The organism is Luteibacter sp. P4_D7_3 (assembly GCF_056401735.1).
In genome coordinates this window covers 1-19,425 of the sequence record NZ_JBFUIT010000006.1, presented here as the reverse complement: position 1 = coordinate 19,425, position 19,425 = coordinate 1, and the positions used below count along the sequence as shown (strand labels likewise).

Below are 19,425 nucleotides of genomic sequence, written 5' to 3'. Positions count from 1 at the left end.
GCTACGGTGCAATCGGCTCGCGCTCCCGCGGTGATCGAGATGCGAGGCATCGGCAAGGTCTTCGACATCGGCGCGATGGAAGTCCACGTCCTCAGCGACATCCATCTCGATATTCGTCGGGGAGAGTTCGTCTCGATCGCGGGGCCTTCCGGTTGCGGGAAAACCACGCTGCTATCCCTGATGGGTGTCCTCGACATACCCACCTACGGGACATTTCGCTTTCTGGGACAGTCGATGTCCGGTCTGGGCAGGCGTGCCCGGGCGCGCCTGCGGAACCAGCACATCGGCTTCGTTTTTCAGGCTTTCAACCTGATCGGCGACATGACGGTCGCCGAGAACGTCGAATTGCCGCTGTCGTTTCGCGATGGCATGAGTCGCCGCGAGCGCGCGGATCGCGCAGCCAGCGCGTTGGCCGATGTCGGCATGGCGCACCGCATGCGCCACTATCCCGACCAGCTTTCCGGGGGACAGCAGCAGCGCGTGGCCGTGGCCCGGGCGCTCGCTGGCGAGCCGTCCATCCTCCTTGCCGACGAGCCAACGGGCAATCTCGACCTGCGCAATGGTGAGACTGTGATGGCACTTCTCAGCCGTCTGCACGCGTYGGGTCGGACCATCTGCATGGTCACGCACGACGAGCGGTTCAGAGGGGTGGCGGACCGCACGATACGGTTGCTGGACGGCTGTGTCATCGATGAGACGACGTTTCGTCAGCGACAGCGTGAGGCCGAAGCGGGTCTGGACGAGCGCCGCAGCACGGAGTCGTTTCCATGAACGTGCCACTGAATGCCCTGGATCGCACCTGGCGGGCACTCTGGCGCCCGCGCGGGTTCCTGCCGCTAGCGGCGTTGACCCTGGGGATCGGCCTGGCTGCCTTCACCAGTGCCCTGACCATGGTCGAATCTCTTCTGACCTCGCCGCCATTCCCCTACCACGACCGCGTCGTCATCTACGGCGAGGCAGGACGCGACCCCGTTGGCCTTGCGGCTTCGCCGAAGGCATACGACGTCATTGGCCGGCCCCCGGGCGTACTTTCGACCGGCGCCGCACATATGGCTGAATCGGTGAATGTTCGTGTGGGTATCCGGCAGGCTCTTGCGCGTGCTCAGCGCGTCGATGCCGGATTCCTACCCACCCTGGGTGTCAGGTCGGTACTGCCGGATGATTCGTCGATCACCGCCGAAAGCGGCGTCATGCTTTCGCACGCGTTCTGGTTGAGCTGGCTCGCCGGCGATACGGATGTGGTGGGGCGCGGCATCGCGGTAAACGGAGCGGTAATGACGGTTCGCGGTGTACTTCCGCCGGAGTACCGCCTGTTCGCCGACATGGACCTGCTCCTTCCGCTTCCGTCGATGCACCTGTCCGGCGACCGTGCGGCGAACCTCGTCGCCATCGCACGGCTTGCTCCCGGCGTAACCGGCGACAGCGTTGCACGATGGCTGCAGGCGCAGACACCGACCCTCCCGTATGGAACGATGCCGCTCGATACCGTCCTGACCAGCAAGGCCAGGCCGGCTGTGCTCACCTTCTTCATGTGTTCATTGTTGGTCCTTGCCATTGCCGGGGTGAATCTTTCCAACCTCCTCTTGTCGCGCGCACTGCGGCGTACGCATGAGACCTGCCTTGCGATAGCCTTCGGTGGACTGGGGTGGCGGCCCAGGCTTCCACTGATCGCGGATGTCGCCGCCATCAGTGTGGGTGGACTGGTCGTGGGACTGCCGCTCGCACATGCCATCGTGACGGCGGTGCGTTCTTTTGTTCCTCCGTCCTGGCTCCTCTCGTCGCTGCCGATCGATCTGGACTTGCCGGTTTGCCTTGCGACGGTAGTCGCGGCTATCTCCTCGACGATCGCCGCAGCGATACCCGCCGCCATGCACGCCAGTCCGGAACGGGTCTTGCGTGCGCAGTTCACCCTGGGAGGGACATCGCCGGGTCCGGCCCGGCGTGCCCGGCACCTGATCGTGCTGATCCAGACGGCACTCGCGACGATGCTGCTGGTCCTGGGCGTGGCGACCGTGACCCGGATGTGGCGCGTGATACAGATACCCCTCGGCTTTCAGGCGGAAGGGGCGAGCTTCGTCGAAATCAGCCCGGACAGCCTGCAGTTCCCTACRCTTGCCAGCGTGGTCCGTGCCAGCGAAGCGCTGCGAATCGGCGCCCTGCGACTGCCAGGCGTCGACGCGGTGGGGTTGACCACCCTGCTTCCGGTGGGCACCGGATTTTTCAGACCGTTTCGGTCGCCGGATGGAGAAATCTCTTACCTTCGGTACGTCATGGTTTCCCCCGGCGCGATGGACTCGATGGGAATCGACCGGACAGCAGGCCGGGACATCGACGCGGACGACCGGGCCACAGCCCCGCCCGTGGCCATGGTCAACCAGGCGTATATCGACCAGATCGATCGACGCGGCATTGGCGCCTCGGTGATGCCCGCTTCGCAACTCGTTACAAACCGGGCACTTCGCATCGTGGGAGTCGTGGCGGATACGCGAGCTGCCGGCGCGGAGCGATCAACGGAGCCCACGGTCTACGTGCCGTTTGCCCAGGTCGACCCGGGTACCTATGCCTTCATCAGACGCTTCGTATCGACATTCGTCGTCGTTCGCGGTCCGGGTAGCAAGCCCGTGGACGCTCAGGTCTTGCAGACGATGGTCGAACGAGCCGCACCGGGTCTGGTAGCGGGGCCGCTGCAACCCCTTCAACGACTCGTTCGCGACGCGACCGCGGAGACGCGACGTAACGCCGCCCTGGCTGCAGCCTTCTCTGGCATGGCGCTGTCCCTCGCCTGCATCGGTCTCTATGCGGTGCAAACGCTGGACGTGATCAGCCGCCGACGTGACATCGCCCTTCGCGACGCACTGGGGGCGACGCCTCTGGACCTGTTTGGCCATGCCGTTTCACGCGGCATGGCCATGGCCATGCCCGGTGTCGCGCTAGGTTTGGTCGCTTCCGTCGTCATGGGGCAGGCGTTTCGGCATTCGGCGCTCGAGACCGGCGGGATCGACGCCAGCGTGGCTGCCGCCGTCGCCCTGATGATGATTTTCGCGGCGCTTTGCGCCGTGGCTTTGCCGTCGCTACGCGCCTGCACCGTTCGATCCGTCACCATACTTCGCGGCGAGCTGACGATATCGCCTCGGGGGTCCCGCCGAGACAGGAGCTTCCGGTCATGACCATGCTCTGCGCGCCCCCACTCCCCGTGCTTATCGTCGACGACCAGGCCGACGTACTGGTTTCACTAAGCCTGCTTTTCCGCTCCGCGGACATTCCGTCTGTGGAAGTCAATTCACCTGCGGCGGCCCTTGACGCGGTATCGCGCGTCGAATTCTCCTGTGCCGTCCTGGACCTCAACTACGCCGCCGACACAACGTCCGGTCGGGAAGGCATGGAACTGATCGCCCGCCTCCGCGAAGAAGTACCCGATCTCCCGCTCGTGGCGATGACCGCCTGGGGCAGCGTCGATCTTGCCGTCCATGCCATGCGGCTTGGCGCCGCAGACTTCATCGAGAAGCCCTGGATCAACGAACGAGTCGTCCATACCGTGCGCAGCCAGATCGCGTTGCGCACGATTCGCGAGGAGAACCGACGCCTTCGTGCCGAGAACGCGCTGGGCAGGGAGATGACCGACGTGTGGCGGGCATGGGAATCGACGGCGATGCGCGAGGTGATGAAGCTGGCATCCCGTGTCGCTCCGGGCGACTCGAATGTCCTTGTCCTCGGCGAGAACGGGACGGGGAAATCCCTATTGGCCCGCGAGATTCACACCATGTCGTCGCGCGCGGAAGGACCCGTGATCCGCGTCGATATGGGTAGCCTCCCCGAATCCCGCTTCGTCGACGAAATGTTCGGCGACGATGATCCGAGGCCGCGGCCCGGGCGCTTCGAGTTGGCCTGTGGGGGCAGCCTGATCATGGAGGAGATCGGCAATATACCGATGAGCCAGCAGGTGAAGCTGCTGCGGGTGCTCGAAGAAGGTGAACTGGAGCATTCCGGGTCGGCTCGCACGCACCGGGTGAATGTGCGGGTGATCTCTGTCACCAACGCCGACCTGGGCGAGGCGGTTCGTGCCGATCGATTCCGACGCGATCTCCTCTATCGTCTCAACGCGATGCAGATACGTCTGCCTCCCTTGCGCGAACGATTTGAGGACATTGTTCCGTTGGCCCGACACTTCCTCCTGCGCGAATGTCGCCGTCGCCAGCGGGACTGCATGTTCATGGCGCCGTCGGCTGAACGTCTCTTGCGCACCTACGACTGGCCGGGAAATGTCCGCGAGTTGGAGCATGCCGTGGAACGGGCAGTCTTACTGGCCGATCGCGATGAGATCGATGTGGAGGGATTGAATCTGAGTAAGCAGACGGGATCGCCCCTGTTGCTGGACCGACTCACGCTTCCCGAAGCCGAAGATGCGCTCATACGGCAGGCTATGGATCGCAACGATCACAACCTTCAGCGTGCCGCCGATGCGCTGGGCATTTCACGACAGTCGTTGTATCGCCGCCTCGACAAGCGCCGTCTCCGAAGCAGCTTCGAACCTGTGGACTGAGAGGCCGACAGACATGGCCCCGGCTCGTCTCCCGCGCCCTGCCAAGGCGGTGCGCGATCGCTCCACGGTACTGCGCATCGAAGCAGCACTCTGGGTCGGGGTCCTCCTGACGCCGCTTATCGTGAGTGGCGCGCTGCTTGCCACCCTCGATGGACTCTCCGGGCCCTTGCGGGCCGTTCTGTTTGGCACCGGACTTCTGCTGAGTGTCCTCGTCGGCTGGATACGTGGCAATCGCCTGGTTGCCACGTTGGGGACGGTCTTCGACCTGCTGCTCGCCGTACGTGAAGGCGACTACAGCATGCGCGGAAGGGTTCGTCCCGGCCGCGATCCCCTGCAAGGCATGATTGCGGACGTGAACGTGCTGACCGACGACCTGCGCGCGGGGAGGCGCAAGCGTACTGAGGCTTCCCGGTTCCTGGGTAAGACCCTGGTTGCACTGCATAGCGCGGTTTTCGTCGTCGACGACAAGAGTCGCGTGACGTTTATCAACCCGGCCGCCAGGCGGCTGATTGGTGGTGAGCGCGCGTCTATCGTTGGACATGACACGGACTCACTCGGCTTGTCCGTCCCGCTTGGGGCTGCTGACGGAGCCATTCTCACCCACCGGTTTCCTGCGGCCAACGGTCGTTGGGCGGTGCGCCGGGCGGTCTGGTACAGCGAGGGAACGGAGCACACGATGGTGATGCTTCACGACTTGAGTGCCGCATTGAGTGAGGAGGAGCGACGCGCGTGGCAGCGACTGATTCGCGTGCTCAGTCACGAGCTGAACAACTCACTCGCCCCGATCGGCTCACTGGCGGGCAGTCTCTCAACCCTGCTCGACGCGGGCGATCGCGCAACAACCGTTGACGAGCTCCGCCTCGGTCTCGAAGTGATCGGCCGGCGTGCCCACTCCCTGACACGCTTCCTCGCCGGCTATGGCCGCCTGGCGCGTCTGCCTCCCCTGCAACGTCGCCCCTTCCGCCTCGACGTCGCGTTGCTGCGCTTCGCACGGCTCGAACAGCGGAAGATCATCGACGTCCATGGCGCTTCGGCGGTGACCATCGACGGTGACGAAGACCAGCTGGGCCAGGCTTTCATCAACCTCATGCGAAACGCGGTCGAGGCCACGCTGGCGACGGGCGGCGGCGTTCGCGTCGACTGGCGCATCGAAGAGGACTACGCGCGTGTGACGGTCGAGGATGAGGGCAGCGGGCTGCCCGCCAGCGACGGTCTCTTCGTGCCTTTCTTCACCACGAAGCCCGAGGGGTCGGGCATCGGCCTCACGCTGACGCGCCTGATCGTCGAAGCGCACGGTGGAACAGTCGACCTCGCCGCGCGCAGCGATGCGAGGGGCGTCGTGGCCACCGTGCGGCTGCCGTTGTGTCCGGCTGCGGACCGCGCTGTCCGGTTCCGGACAGCGAAGGCACTCAAAAGCGGTCACGCCCGATAGAAATCCATCGAATGCGCAGGTTCATCCCCTGAACGATCGCCCCGGACACTGGCCGGGGTCCTGGGCGCGTCATAGATTCGGCTCGGACTCATCGCGGAACGAAAGGAATAGTCATGCCACACGTACTCGATCTGCAGAACCTCGCAACCCATCCTGATTGGGATCACAACGAGGGTGGCGAGGGTGTGACGTCGTGCAGCAACACTCATTGCTCCATCTACCAAATGGACGGCTTCGCGGAGTAACACGGGCAAGCGAAGGCACGCGGGACGGCGTCCGGGCCGCCCCGCGTGCCGGGTTGCATCCGAACAGGGAGGATTGGCTCGCTATGGAACGACGCGCCCAGCTGTTGCAGTACACCGCGGTCGACCGCGAGTTCTTCGAGCCTTATGCGCGTCGCGCCGTGCAGGAGGACGACTTCATCTCCCCGGCCAGGCGTGTGCTTCCCGCGCACTGGTCGATCCAGCGATCGGGTATATGGGTGCACTGTCGGCCCGCGAACGCCGTGCTGCCGACACAAGGTTGGAAGATCCACATCTCCTCGATCGCTTCTACCGCCCACATCGTGCTGTCCATCGCCGCGGTGGTTCTCGCCGAGTCCGGAACCGCATTCAAGTTCGCCGCGGATCAGGGCATGCTCGCCGCTATCAACGGCAAACGCTGGCCGCGAAGTGGATCGGGCAAGTTCATTACGGTGTACCCGCGCAATGTGGACGACTTCCGTCAGGTCATGGCCAATCTTCATGCGGCGTTGTCGGGGTATATCGGGCCGTACGTCCTTACCGATCGCCGTTACGACGACTCGCGCGTGCTCCACTACCGCTATGGCGGCATCGTCTCGGATTTTCGTGTCTCGCCGGGTGGGCGCCACGAATGGTTGCTGCGGCGACCCGACGCCGCCGTGGAACCCGATGATCGCCTGCCGCGGTTTCGACTTTCCGACTGGCTACGCGACCCCTTTGGCACCGCCGCTCCCACCGAGCCGGCGCCATCTGTCCTCCTGGGAGGTGGCCGCTACCGGGTGCACGAGGCCCTGGCATTTTCCTCCGCGGGTGGGGTTTACCTCGCCGACGATTTGCACGAAGGGCGTCGCGTCGTCATCAAGGAGGCCCGCCCGTATGTCGGCTATGGCGAAACAGCCAAGGACAACCTACGCAAGGAGTTCCGCCTGCTTCGACGCCTGGCGTCCCTCGGCATCGCGCCGCAGCCGATCGCATGCTTCGAGGAAGGCGAACATGGTTTCCTGGTCGAGGAGTACCTGCGAGGGCCTACGCTTCGATCCTGGCTGGGCAAGCGCTACCCCTGGCTGAAAACACGGGCTACGAGGGACGACGTGGCCGGCTTTCTCGCCGATGTCGTCGCGGTACTCAGTCGCCTCGCCGACGTCATCCAGCGGGTCCACGCGGTCGGCGTGTCACTGGGGGACCTCTCATTCCATAACATCATCGTGGATGCCACGGGCGAGGTACGGCTGATCGATCTGGAGGCGGCCGTTGAGCACGGACTCGACGCGCCCATGCCTTTTCGCACACCGGGGTTCGCCTCGGGCGATCCGCTACCCAAGGATCACGAGGCGGCGGTGAGCGAAGATCGCTATGCCTTCGGCGCGAACCTGTTGGCAGCCATGATTCCCGTGAACGCGATGCTGCCCCTGGACCGGAGCGTCGCCCTGCGCTTTTCCCGCCGGCTGAGCGCAGACATGGGATACCCCGACGCAGTGGCTGAAGCGATTGGCCAGTTACTGGATACGAGACCAACGGCACGGCCGTCACCGACGACAGTGATGACCGCCTTACGGGCCAGCCTTGCATGCGTGGAGGCGGGGACCGCACCGGTGCCCCATCGCAACCGGCGTACTCCGCCCTTGGCGGCGCATGCAGATAAGCTGTTCGGCTACGTCACGGCGCAGGCGGCGCACGCAAGACCGGATCGGTTCGTGCCCGCTGCTCCCGATGTCTTCGAGACTCACCCCTGGGGTGTCGCCCATGGTGCTGCCGGCATCCTGCACGCCTATCTACGCGGTGCGCGTGTGCCGCCGGACGGGCTGCGCGACTATCTGCTTTCCGGCGTCGATGAGCCCCGGCAGCGTGGCGTGAGCCTGATGTCTGGGGACGCCGGTATCGCATGGGTCCTCTTCGAGGCCGGTGACGCCGAACGCGCGGTGGCGCTGCTGCGCCCGGACTCGCTCGAGGGCGGTATCCGGGAATGCCCCGGGCTGTACGAGGGCATCGCCGGTTGGGGGTTTGCCCGTATCAAGGCATGGCACGAAACAGCGGATGGCGGCTTTCTCACAGCAGCCTCGCGAGCAGGTGACGAACTTTTGTCCGCCGCGATCACCGAGGACGACGAAACGCTGCGCTGGCCCGATGGCGATCAGCAACCGATCGGCCTCGCGCATGGTGCGGCGGGAATTGCTTTGTTCCTTCTCCACCTGCACGTAGCCACCGGTGAACCACGTTTCCTCCGGGGCGCAACGGCCGGCCTCGCCTACGACCTCGCGCAGCGGCGCAGCAATGCGGATGGTGCCTGGACATGGCCGATGTCCCGGGGGCCCTTCCCTTCGGTTCCGTACCTGAGGAGGGGTACGGCGGGAGTCACTGCCGTGGTTGCCCGTTTTCTCGCGTTCACAGGTGAGGCGCACTACCGGGATGTATTGCTCGCCAGCGAGGAAGACTTGCTACGCAGCCACGCGATCAGCCCGGGTCTTTTTGAGGGGCTCGCTGGTATCGGCGAGACGCTTCTGGACCTTGCGCACTTCATGCCCGAACGCGCTTCGATCTATCGCGAAGGCGCCCTTCGCGTGGCGCACGGCATCGAGCCCTTCCTCATCCAGCGCGAGGAGGGGCTCGCCGTGCCTGGTACCGAATTGCTGCGGATCAGTTGCGACCTGGCCACGGGCGGCGTGGGCGTCGGTTCGTTCTTCGATCGATTGCGGCGCGATGCATCGGCGGCCTTCATGCTCGACGAACACCTGCCGACACCGATACGTCAGAGCCGGAACTTGGCCTCCACCAGGTAGCTCCGCGACGGGTACGGGTAATACACGTAATAGCGGCGGTTGGTGAGGTTGTCGACGCCCACGCCGAGTTCCACGTGGTCACTGACTTTCCACGTCAGCTTGGCATCGAATGTAAGGAAGGCGCTGGCACCGCCGAAGGTGTCCGGATTGATGTCGCTGTGATCGAGGGTGTTGTACTGGCGCCCGGAATAGCGCCCGGCGAGAGTCATGGCGACATGCTCGCTGGCGTGATACGTGCCGATCACGTTCGCCCGCCAGYGCGGAATGCGATAGAACTGCTTGCCTTCGGACGCGGGATTACGAGCATTGGTCACCGTCGTCGCCTGCGTATATGCCGCGTTGGCACTGAGGTCGAACATCGGCCACCAGACGCCGGTGCCGTCGTAGCTTGCCTCGGCGCCGCGTGTGCGTACGAGGCCGACGTTCTGCACGCTGGTGACATTCGGGAATACCGTGGTGTCGGTCTGGCTGAACAGAGTATTGCGCGTATCGCTGCGGTAAATCGTGAAGCGCGCCACGCCGTTGGGCTGGTACCACTCCGTGGAAAATTCACGCGAGAGGTCGTTCTCGGGCTTCAGGTTGGGATCGTTGTTGATCAGCGCGATGCCGTTGAACGTGCCCTGGAACAACTCGTTCACCGTGGGGAAGCGATAGGCACGTGCGCCGGACAGGCGAAGGGTTACCGTGTCACTGGCGTCGTACGCCAGCGAGGCCTTGGGCGAGGTATGTGATTCCTTTCGCTCTGGGTAGCCGACCGTGGCCGTCGACGTCGAGCGCGATCCGTCGAACGCACGCCACTGTTCGTAGCGCGCGCCCACGGTAAGCCGCCAGCGGTCGATCAGCTGCCACGCGTCTTGCAGATAGACCGCCTGCGTTTGCGTGCTGCCGCCGTTAGCGCTCGTCAGGGCACCCGCGTCACCGTTGCGCCAACTGGCAAGGTTGTACGTGGCGTTGTCGAGCGCATAGCCATCAAAGTGGTAGCCGAAGCTCACCGAATGCGTGTTGGCCTCGAGGCTGTCGGGCGTATGACTGGCGCGCAGGTCGAGCGTGCGCCAGCGGCTGCCGTCGCCAGCGGTGAGCAGCCCCGCGCCATTGTCGGTCACCGCATTGGCGACGCGGTCGCGGTTCCGGTCCATGTCGAAGTAAGACGCGTCGCCTTCGACGTTCCATCCGCTGTCACGATGGGTTCCCAGTGACACGCCGTACAGATAATTCCGGCTCTGCCGTGTGCTCGGGGCAAAGAAGTTGGCGGGCACGGTGTACTGCTGCCCGCCTATCGTCACCGGTCCGGACAACACGGGCTGGCCGTTCGTATCGCGCAGGAAGGACGCCGTGCGGTGCGACAGGTCCTGCTTCCAATAGCCCGCGGTGACCGCCGCGGTGAGTTCGGGCGTGATGTCATAGGTCAGGCGCGCGTGCGCTTCGTCCTGGCTACTAGCTTCCTGACCCTCGCTATTGATCCCGAGTACCTCTCGCGGCAGGCCGTTGGCGCCCGTGTCGCCGATGGCCCCGGTGACCGGATTGCGCGTGCCCGGCACGGTAGATTGATTCTGCGTGGCGTAGACCAGTGGCTGGCCGTTGGCCTGAAGATGCGATACCCCGATCAGGAAGGCGAAGCGACCATCGCGGTCGCCGAGGGTCGCCGTCTGCTGGCTGCCGCCGTAGTCGCGATCGACACCGTACGTGTGTACGTGCTGGGTGAATGCCTGCACATCCCCCGTGACCTCGAGCTTCTCCGGCATGCGCGTGGTCATCAGCACGGTCGCGCCGATGGCGTTCCCCGGGTAAAGCGCGGAGTAAGCGCCGTAGATCACATCGACGCGCGAAAGGTTCTCGGGGAAGGCCATCGACCATCGCGGCGGATTCGCCCAGTTGTTGCCTAGCAGGTTGGAAAGCAGCAGGCCATCGAGGTAGACCAGCCCGCGCGCACTCTGCTGGTTGCTGGTGCCGCGCACGGAGAAGGTGGCATTTTCGTCGCCGGTGAAGCGCTTGCGGATGCCGAAGGAAGGCAGGTACTTCAGCGCATCCTCGGCGTTGATCACGTTGAGATGGTCCAGCTGTTCGGCGGTGATCGTCTCGACGGCGGCGGGTAGGTCGGGATCCACCGGCGCGCCATGGCTGGCGGCTGAGACACGCACTTCACGCAGGGTGGTCGCGTGTTGCGGGTCATCGGGGCCGTCGGCGGCGTGGACAGGCAGGCAGGCCGCGCCAAGGGCGCAGGCGACGGCACGCGCAAGGGCGCGTCCATCCGTGGGGAACAGGGTCATGGCGATAAGTCCGTGGGTCGGTGGCGTACGGCGGGATCGGGTGCGATCAGGCGTGCGCGGCGACCGGCGGACCTCGTGGCGGTGCGTGCAGGATGGCCACCGGCACGTGCGCGCGCGTGGCCGGAAGGGCGGCGGCAACGTAGCCGGGCGAAGGGAGGACATGGCCGATGTGGAAAGCGGTACCCAGCGCGGGCATCTGTGCGAACAGCGTGCAGTAACCGCACGCCGCGCCGTCGCCGGGAGCATCCGTGTCATGGCCGGTCGTGGCGCCATGGTGGTCGGACGGCGAGGTTTCACACCACGCCCCGAGGTCCGGGAACACGAAGGCCGCCGATACGGTCCGCGAGACCGACGGCGCCAGCACGGTGAGCCAGACGGCGACCAGCGCCATCCATCCCAACCAGCGGTTTCGTGCCAGACCACGACGCACGTCGGCGTCCCCTATATTTCAACCCTGGACGTGGGTCCAGGGATGATGTCACGAAGTGGAGTGAACGGGATGCGACACGGTGTCACGTTCTTCAGGGGGTAGCGGCGGCACAGCGGCGGGAGTGACCAGGACGGGGGGYTCGCGCAGGCACATCACCAGTACGACGGCCAGCGTGCCGACCACGGCGGCGAGAAGAAATCCATCGAGTATCGACAAGGTGTAAGCCTGACCACGGACGGCACCGAGCAGGAGGCCCGCGCCGCGGGCTTCAGGTGCGCCGGTACCCTGGGTCGATGAACCAAAAATCTGCGTGTAAGCAAGGAGACGTTCGTTCGTCATCGGCTCGCCGGCGACGACGTGCTGGCCGATGAGGTTGGAGTGCAACTGTTCGGCCTTCCGCGTGAAGGTCACCAGCACGGAGGTTCCCAGTTGTCCGCCGAACAGGCGGGCCGTCTGGATGATCGCCCCGAAGGTGATGCCATCCGCCGGCCCGACATGGTGGCCGAAGAAGTAGATGACCGCCGTCAGTTCCAGCGTCTCCCCGATCGCTTGCAGCAGGAGGGCAAGACTGAAGTTCGATTCTGTCCATTCGGAGGTAATGCCCGTGGCCAGAAGAAAACCCGTGGCGGCGATGGCGAAACCCGTGCCGATCGCAAAGCGTGCATCCACGCGGTTGAGCAGCCACGCGACGGTCGGCGCGATGATCAACTGAGGCAGCGCCACCCATAAGGCCGCATTCCCCACTTCTTCCGGACGCAGGCCGCGCACCTGGATCAGGTAATTCGCGACCAGCGTGTTGCTGGCGGTGACCATGAAGCGTGTTGCCAGGACCAGCACGATCAGCAGGAACACATTGCGCCGCATGAGCAACCGGAAGTCCACGCTGGGTGTATCGAGTGTCGATTCATGGAGAAGAAACAGACCCATGCATATGACGCCCAGCGCGAGCAGGGTGACGATCAGCGTGGAGGAGAACCAGTCGAGGCGATCGCCCTGGTCGAGCGCAACGAAGATAAACGTGAACCCTGCCGCACCCGTGAGCATGCCGCGAAAGTCGCCGTTTCGCAGGTAGTCGCGATCGATGGGCAGTCGTCGTAACCCGAACCAATAGAGTAGGAAAAGAGGCACGGCCACGACGGTGTTCTGCCAGAAAATCCAATCCCAGGTCACGTGTTCCACGTACCAGCCTTCGAGCGTCGAGGCCAGGTTGAGGCCGAGCACGATGTTCATCGCGTACGCAGCCAGGCCCCATGGCCAGAGTCTCTTCGGTAGCGCGGTGAGGATGAAAGCGGCGGTCAGCGGAATGAACGTGCCGGACCCGAGCCCCGCCAGGCACTGGAGCACGAGCAGCGCGCGCAGATCCGGTGCGAACGGAACGAGGAACAACGCCACACCGTAGACGACGCAGCCGACCAGGAGCACGCGGCGCGGCGTGAATGCGCGGCCGAGGAAGATCGACAGCGGTCCGATCATCATCTGCGAGGCGGTGAACGCGGTGGGAATCCATGCCCCTTCGTCGAAGCCGGCACTGACGGCGCCGCGCACGTCGGCGAGACCGATCGACGTGAGTCGCGACGTCAGCGTGGTTGCCAGCGCACCGACCAGCACGGCGACGATACCCAGCCAGGGAAGGTTGGCGGGCGGCGCGGGCGCCGTTGTGGCTACGGGAGTGACCGTGTTCATGGCAACGTCGGCGTCGTGCTGCCGGGTTGTCTTGGCACCGTGTCGCCCTCTTTCCAACCACCGCCGAGGGCTTTGATCAGCGAGACCGCGACAAGCAGCCGTTGCTGGTCGTTCTCGATGACGGCGCGCTGGCTGCCCAGAGCCTGGCGCTCGGAATCGACCACTTCGAAGTAGCCGGCGAGGCCGCGGTCATAGCGCGAGCGCGAGAGTTTTGCCGCCGCTGTCGACGCGTCGACTGTCGCATCCAATGCGCTGCCACGCTCGCGTAGCCATGTGGTGTCTGCAAGGGCGTCCTGCACTTCCCGGAAAGCCGTGATGCCGGTCTGGCGCCATTTTGCTTCCGCGCCGCGATACGCCGCTTCAGCCGCTTCCAGGCGCGAGCGATTGCGCCCCCCCTCGAAGATCGGCAGATGCACCGACGGGCCGATCGACCAGATCTGGCTTTCGTTATCGGTGAGGTCGCCCAGGCGAGGACTGGCAAACCCGCCCGACGCGGTGAGGCTCACGGTAGGAAAGAACGCGGCCCTGGCCACGCCGATGCGCGCGCTGGCCGCTGCCAGGGCGCGCTCGTCGCTGGCGACATCGGGGCGGCGCTCGAGCAGCGTCGAGGGAAGACCGGCGGGCACATCGGGTACGTGGGGCGTCCACGGCGCAGGGGCCACGCTGAAGTCCGCGGCGTTACGCGCTTCGAGAACTGCCAGGGCGTGTTCGAGATTGTCACGGCGACGGCGAGCATCGGACWGGTCGGCGCGTGTCTGGCTGAGTTCGGCACGCGCACGCAACACGTCCAGGTCGCTGACCACGCCCGCCCGGGCGCGTCGGTCGGCAAGGCTGAGCTCGTCCTCGCGCAGGCCGACGGTGCGCGAAAGCACGTCGATCTCCCGATCGCTGCTACGCAGGGAAAGATAGGTCGACACGGTAGACGCCGCGAGGCTCAGGCGAACCTGCGCGATCGCGTCGGCACTCCCTTGTAGGTCAGCCCCGGCAGCCTCCACGCTCCGCCGCACCCGTCCCCACAGATCCACTTCGTAAGCGACATCGACCGGCGCCTCCCACACTGTGGTCTCGAGAACGGGAAACCGGTTGGTGATCGTTCCGGAGGTCCGGGCGCGCGAGTAGGCAGGATCGAAGCTCACATCGGGAAATTCATCTGCGCGGGCGACACCGAGCAGGGCGCGGCTCTGGTCGAAGCGTGCCAGGGCGCCGGCCAGATCCTGGTTGGCGGCAAGCGTCGCCGCCACATGCCGATTCAGTTCGTCGTCGCCGAAGAGGTTCCACCAGGCATCCGGCAGCGGCGCACTCACGGGGGGCGCCTGCTTCCAGGCAGCCGGCACCGGGGTATCCGGACGCTGGTAGTCGGGGCCCACGACGCACCCGCCAAGGCCGGCGACACACAGCGCCAGCACAAGTGCCCGGGAGATCATAGGCCGGTTCCGCCTTCCGGCACGCGGATCTTTACGATGGTCGACAAACCCGGTGCCAGCCGCTCGCGATAGCGCCGCAGGTCGTCGTCGGAGAACAGGATCTTCACCGGCACACGCTGGACCACCTTGGTGAAGTTGCCCGTGGCGTTATCTGGCGGCAGGAGCGCGAACTGCGAGCCCGACGCTGGCGAGAGGCTGTCCACGTGACCGATGAACGTCAGGTCGGGAAGGGCGTCGATGGTCATCCTGGCCTCGGTGCCCCGTTTCATGCCGTGAAGCTGGGTCTCCTTGAAGTTGGCCACCACCCAGACCTGATCGGAGACAATCGACAGCAGGGTCTGCCCGGCATTGACCCGCGCGCCCACCTCGACCGAGCGCCGGCCCACGTAGCCGCTGACCGGGGCGAGCACCTTGGTGTAGCCGTAGGCCAGGTTGGCGTCGTGTAGCGAGGCCTCCGCGGTGGCGACCTGTGCCCGCGCCGATTCACTTGCCGCCGTTGCGGCGACCTTGCGCGCCTCCGCGCTCGCCTTGTTTGCCCGCGCGGAGTCGGACGCCGCTTTGGCCGCGTCGTATTCCTGCCGGGATACGCCCCGGGGCGTTTCGTTGACCAGTTCGCTGGCACGCTTCAGGTCGAGGACGGTCTTCTCCACGCTGGCCTGGGCGGCCACGATCGAGGCGTTGGCCTCGACGATCTGAGCGTCGGCGCTCGCCACCTGGCCCTTGGCCCGGTCGATCTCGGCACGCGCCTGTTCCACCCGGACGTCGAAGTCGCGGGTGTCCAGTTCCAGCAGCACCTCGCCGGCCTTCACGTGCTGGTTGTCGTCCACATGCAGGCTCACGACGGTCCCGGTGACCCGCGGCGCAATGGGGTGGAGACGCCCGGTGACATAGGCATCCGTCGTGGTTTCGGTCCGGTCGAGCCAGAAGAAAATGACGATGACGAGCGTGCCGACCACCAGCAGGCCCCCGATGATCCGTAACGCGTGTTTCATTCCCGCCTGTCCTCCGTGGGCACGGCGCCACGCTGCCACCGCCCCGGTCAACTTGCTTGGCGAATCCTGCGGGTGCGGACACGACCCGTGTGAGTCCTCACGTTTTCCTTTCGCCCCGATGGCCATGCTACGGGGCCGCTTCCGAGGTCGCCGCCATGCCTGATGCCCGATACGATGCCGCCTCGCCGGTGCGCGAAGGTTCCCCCTTTCCGCGTGGCGCCACCTGGGACGGCAAGGGCACGAACTTCTCGCTGTTCACCGCTCATGGCACCCGTGTGGAAGTGTGCTTCTACGACGAGGGCGGCAACGAGACCGGGCGGATCGATCTGCCTGAATACACCGACGAGGTCTGGCACGGCTACGTCCCGGGCGTCGGGCCAGGCCAGCTGTATGGCTACCGTGTCCACGGTCCTTACGAGCCGGAAAACGGCCACCGCTTCAACCCCAACAAGCTCCTGCTCGATCCCTACGCTAAGCAGATCGTCGGCGACCTGACCTGGGCCGACGAACTCTACGGTTACACGGTCGGCCACGCCGACGGCGACCTGAGTTTCGATGAGCGCGACAGCGCGCCGTTCATGCCCAAGGCGATGGTGATCGACCCGTCGTACAAGTGGGTGGAGCACGGCAAGCCGTCGGTGCCGTGGACCCGCACGGCCATCTACGAAGCGCACGTGCGTGGATTCACCATGCGCCACCCCGATGTCCCCGAGCACCTGCGCGGTACCTTCGCCGGCATGGCCACGCCGGAGGTCATCGACTACATCCGCGGCTTGGGCGTGACCTCCGTCGAGCTGCTCCCCGTTCATGCCTATCTTGACGACCACTACCTGCAGGAAAAGAACCTGCGCAACTATTGGGGCTACAACAGCATCGGCTTCTTCGCGCTGAAGACGCGCTATATGTCCGGTGGCGATCCCCGCGAATTCAAGGACATGGTCGCCGCGTTCCATCGCGCCGGCCTCGAAGTGATCCTCGACGTGGTTTACAACCACACGGCCGAAGGCAACGAGATGGGTCCGACGCTGTCCTTCAAGGGCATCGACAACGCCAGCTATTACCGGCTGGCGGAAGACAAGCGGTACTACGTCAACGACACAGGCACCGGTAACACGGTGAACCTCAGCAACGCGCGCGTCCTGCAGCTGGTGAACGACTCGCTGCGCTACTGGGCCACCGAAATGAATGTCGACGGCTTTCGTTTCGATCTGGCCACGATCCTCGGCCGCGAACCCTACGGTTTCGACGAGAACGGTGGCTTCCTCGACTCCTGCACGCAGGATCCCGTGCTCAACCAGGTAAAGCTGATTGCCGAGCCGTGGGATTGCGGTCCCGGGGGCTATCAGGTTGGCGAGTTCCCGCCGGGCTGGGTGGAGTGGAACGACAAGTTTCGTGACACCGTGCGCGCTTTCTGGAAGGGTGAGGGCGGCAAGCTGGCAGAGTTCGCACGTCGCTTCACGGGCTCGGCGGACCTCTTCGACAAGCGTGGCCGCCGCCCGTACGCGTCGCTCAACTTCATCACCGCGCACGATGGCTTCACCCTGCGCGACCTGGTCAGCTACAACGAGAAGCACAACGAGGCGAACGGCGAAAACAACCAGGACGGCTCCAGCAACAATCATTCGTTCAACCACGGTGCCGAAGGCAACACGAAGGACGCCGGCATCCGCGCCATGCGCCAGCGGCAATCGCGCAACCTCCTGGCCACGTTGTTCCTCGCCCAGGGCACGCCGATGCTGCTGGCTGGCGATGAGCGCGGCAACACGCAACAGGGCAACAACAACGCCTACTGCCAGGACAACGAGATCAGCTGGATCGACTGGAGCGATGACCCGACCCAGGGTGGGCTCGCCACGGCGGTGCGCGAGCTGGTCGCCCTGCGCGACCGCTTCCCGATCCTGCGTCGGGGACGCTTCCTCGACGGTCGCTATGACGACGTGGCCGAGGTGCGCGATATCGTCTGGCTGAACCCCGGTGGTGGCGAGATGCAGCCGGCGCATTGGGATGATCCGCGTGCGCGCTCCATCGGCATCCTGCTCGACGGCCGCAGCCAGGCGTCAGGCGTCAGGGAGCGCGGCAACGACCAGACCGTGCTGATCCTGATCAACGCATTCGACGGCGGCGTGGAGTTCACCCTGCCCGAGGGCGCCTGGACGGTGGCCTTTTCCACCGATCTCGATCTGGCGACGGACACACAGGCGGAGGATGGCAAGCTGATCGCGCCACCGCGCAGCTTCGTGGTGCTTGCTGCGGGATAGCACCGCACGGGTCGCCGTTGACCCTGCGCGGCGTGCGTCCCTATATTGCGGAACCCRCCGCCAAGGACCGACCCCCATGCGCCTTCGTCCGCTCGTTGCGCTTATTTTCCTGGTCGGTTCCGGCAGCGCCGCGGCGGCCGACCTCGTCGTCTCCGCCGCCTCCAGCCTGACCGACGCCTTCCAGGTCGTCGGCAAGGCGTATGAGGCGAAACATCCGGGGACCCACGTCGTGCTCAATTTCGCGGCCTCCGATGTCCTGCTTCGCCAGATCGCCAGCGGCGCGCCGGCCGATGTCTTTGCCTCCGCGGACGAGACCGCCATGGACAAGGCCGTGGCCGCCAAGGCGGTCGACCCGGCCAGCCGCCAGGATTTCGCCAGCAATCGCCTGGTCCTGATCGTGCCGAAGGGAGGCAAGCTGAGGGTGACCTCGCCGGTCGACCTCAAGGCGGACACCGTGAAGCGCGTGGCCTATGGGGATCCCGCCTCGGTACCCGTGGGCCGCTACACCAAGGCGGCGCTCGAGCAGCAGGGCCTGTGGGATGTCATCTCGGCCAAGGGTGTGCTGGCGCAGAACGTTCGCCAGAGCCTCGACTATGTCGCCCGCGGTGAGGTCGATGCCGGATTCGTGTTCGCCACCGACGCGACCATCATGAAGGACAAGGTCGAGGTCGCCGCCACGGTGCCGACACCCAAGCCGATCACCTACCCGATCGCCGTGGTCGCCGACTCCAAGCAGGCGAAGGAAGCCGCTTCGTTCGAAGCCTTCGTCCAGTCGCCCGAAGGGCGCGGCATTCTCGCCGGGTTCGGCTTCCAGGCGCCCTGACGCCTCGTGGGCGCGATCTGGGTACCGCTCGCGCTCTCGCTCAAGGTCGCGCTGTGGGCGACCGCCATCAACCTCGTGCTCGGCGTCGCGGTGGCCTTCGGGCTGTCGCGGTGGCGATCGCGTGCGCGCGAGGTCGTCGATTCGATCCTGACCCTGCCTCTTGTCCTGCCGCCGACGGTGCTCGGCTATTACCTGCTTGTGCTATTGGGCCGGCGCGGCGTCTTCGGCGCCTGGCTGGACCGGCTCGGCATCGAACTGGTGTTTACCTGGCAAGGTGCGGTGATCGCCTCGACCCTGGTCGCCTTTCCGCTGGTGCAGAAGGCGGCTCGTGCGGCGTTCGAGGCCGTCGACCCGCAACTGGAGAGCGCCGCGCGCGTACTCGGGCTGCGCGAGGCCGCCGTGTTCTTCCGCGTCTCGTTGCCCCTCGCGGCCCGGGGCATCACGGCGGGCGCCTTGCTGGCGTTCGCCCGGGCACTCGGTGAATTCGGTGCCACGCTGATGATCGCCGGCAACCTGCCGGGCCGTACCCAGACCCTGTCGGTGGCGATCTACGCCGC

At 65.5% G+C, this 19,425-nt stretch carries 13 protein-coding genes; 8 read left to right on the top strand and 5 right to left on the bottom strand.

Features of this window, described 5'->3' with window-relative positions:
* The first annotated feature begins 39 nt into the window (after positions 1-39).
* The 5 genes from AC1DSN_RS01545 to lanKC all read left to right on the top strand — a co-directional run bounded on the left by AC1DSN_RS01545 (position 40) and on the right by lanKC (position 8,991).
* The gene (locus AC1DSN_RS01545; RefSeq protein WP_477329351.1) at positions 40-771 is read left to right on the top strand and encodes an ABC transporter ATP-binding protein; all 732 of its coding nucleotides are present in this window, start codon (positions 40-42) and stop codon (positions 769-771) included.
* Positions 768-3,167, top strand: a complete 2,400-nt coding sequence (locus AC1DSN_RS01540; protein ID WP_477293249.1) for an FtsX-like permease family protein — start codon at positions 768-770, stop codon at positions 3,165-3,167. Before AC1DSN_RS01545 ends, AC1DSN_RS01540 begins: the two co-directional genes overlap by 4 nt.
* Positions 3,164-4,540 (top strand): sigma-54-dependent transcriptional regulator, encoded by a 1,377-nt coding sequence (locus tag AC1DSN_RS01535; protein ID WP_477293251.1) that lies wholly within the window; start codon positions 3,164-3,166, stop codon positions 4,538-4,540. Before AC1DSN_RS01540 ends, AC1DSN_RS01535 begins: the two co-directional genes overlap by 4 nt.
* Before the next feature lie 13 nt (positions 4,541-4,553).
* Positions 4,554-5,972 carry a sensor histidine kinase gene (locus tag AC1DSN_RS01530; protein ID WP_477293253.1) on the top strand — a complete coding sequence of 473 codons (1,419 nt, stop codon included), beginning with the start codon at positions 4,554-4,556 and terminating at the stop codon, positions 5,970-5,972.
* Positions 5,973-6,300: 328 nt separating this feature from the next.
* Complete coding sequence (gene lanKC, locus AC1DSN_RS01525; protein WP_477329337.1) at positions 6,301-8,991, top strand: class III lanthionine synthetase LanKC; 2,691 nt, start codon at positions 6,301-6,303, stop codon at positions 8,989-8,991.
* On the opposite strand, the gene AC1DSN_RS01520 is transcribed toward lanKC, so the two are convergent.
* Genes AC1DSN_RS01520 through AC1DSN_RS01500 form a run of 5 tightly spaced genes read right to left on the bottom strand, consistent with a single transcriptional unit; the run spans position 8,961 to position 15,787 of the window.
* Complete coding sequence (locus AC1DSN_RS01520) at positions 8,961-11,258, bottom strand: TonB-dependent receptor (RefSeq protein ID WP_477329335.1); 2,298 nt, start codon at positions 11,256-11,258, stop codon at positions 8,961-8,963. The two genes, lanKC and AC1DSN_RS01520, sit on opposite strands and share 31 nt — an antisense overlap.
* Before the next feature lie 46 nt (positions 11,259-11,304).
* Positions 11,305-11,688 carry a DUF2946 domain-containing protein gene (locus AC1DSN_RS01515; protein WP_197478497.1) on the bottom strand — a complete coding sequence of 128 codons (384 nt, stop codon included), beginning with the start codon at positions 11,686-11,688 and terminating at the stop codon, positions 11,305-11,307.
* Between the two features lie 48 nt (positions 11,689-11,736).
* Positions 11,737-13,371: an MFS transporter gene (locus AC1DSN_RS01510; protein ID WP_213948993.1), complete on the bottom strand. Its 1,635-nt coding sequence runs from the start codon at positions 13,369-13,371 to the stop codon at positions 11,737-11,739.
* Positions 13,368-14,795 carry an efflux transporter outer membrane subunit gene (locus AC1DSN_RS01505; protein ID WP_477329333.1) on the bottom strand — a complete coding sequence of 476 codons (1,428 nt, stop codon included), beginning with the start codon at positions 14,793-14,795 and terminating at the stop codon, positions 13,368-13,370. The genes AC1DSN_RS01510 and AC1DSN_RS01505 overlap by 4 nt, the downstream gene beginning before the upstream one ends.
* Positions 14,792-15,787: an HlyD family secretion protein gene (locus AC1DSN_RS01500; RefSeq protein WP_477329331.1), complete on the bottom strand. Its 996-nt coding sequence runs from the start codon at positions 15,785-15,787 to the stop codon at positions 14,792-14,794. The genes AC1DSN_RS01505 and AC1DSN_RS01500 overlap by 4 nt, the downstream gene beginning before the upstream one ends.
* Before the next feature lie 155 nt (positions 15,788-15,942).
* Between AC1DSN_RS01500 and glgX the strand changes: the two genes are divergently transcribed.
* From glgX to modB, 3 genes are all read left to right on the top strand, one after another.
* Positions 15,943-18,045, top strand: a complete 2,103-nt coding sequence (gene glgX / locus AC1DSN_RS01495; protein ID WP_477293264.1) for a glycogen debranching protein GlgX — start codon at positions 15,943-15,945, stop codon at positions 18,043-18,045.
* Between the two features lie 76 nt (positions 18,046-18,121).
* Positions 18,122-18,868, top strand: a complete 747-nt coding sequence (modA, locus tag AC1DSN_RS01490; RefSeq protein WP_477329329.1) for a molybdate ABC transporter substrate-binding protein — start codon at positions 18,122-18,124, stop codon at positions 18,866-18,868.
* Positions 18,869-18,874: 6 nt separating this feature from the next.
* Positions 18,875-19,425: molybdate ABC transporter permease subunit (modB, locus tag AC1DSN_RS01485; RefSeq protein ID WP_477329327.1), on the top strand; the 551-nt coding region annotated here is incomplete at its 3' end.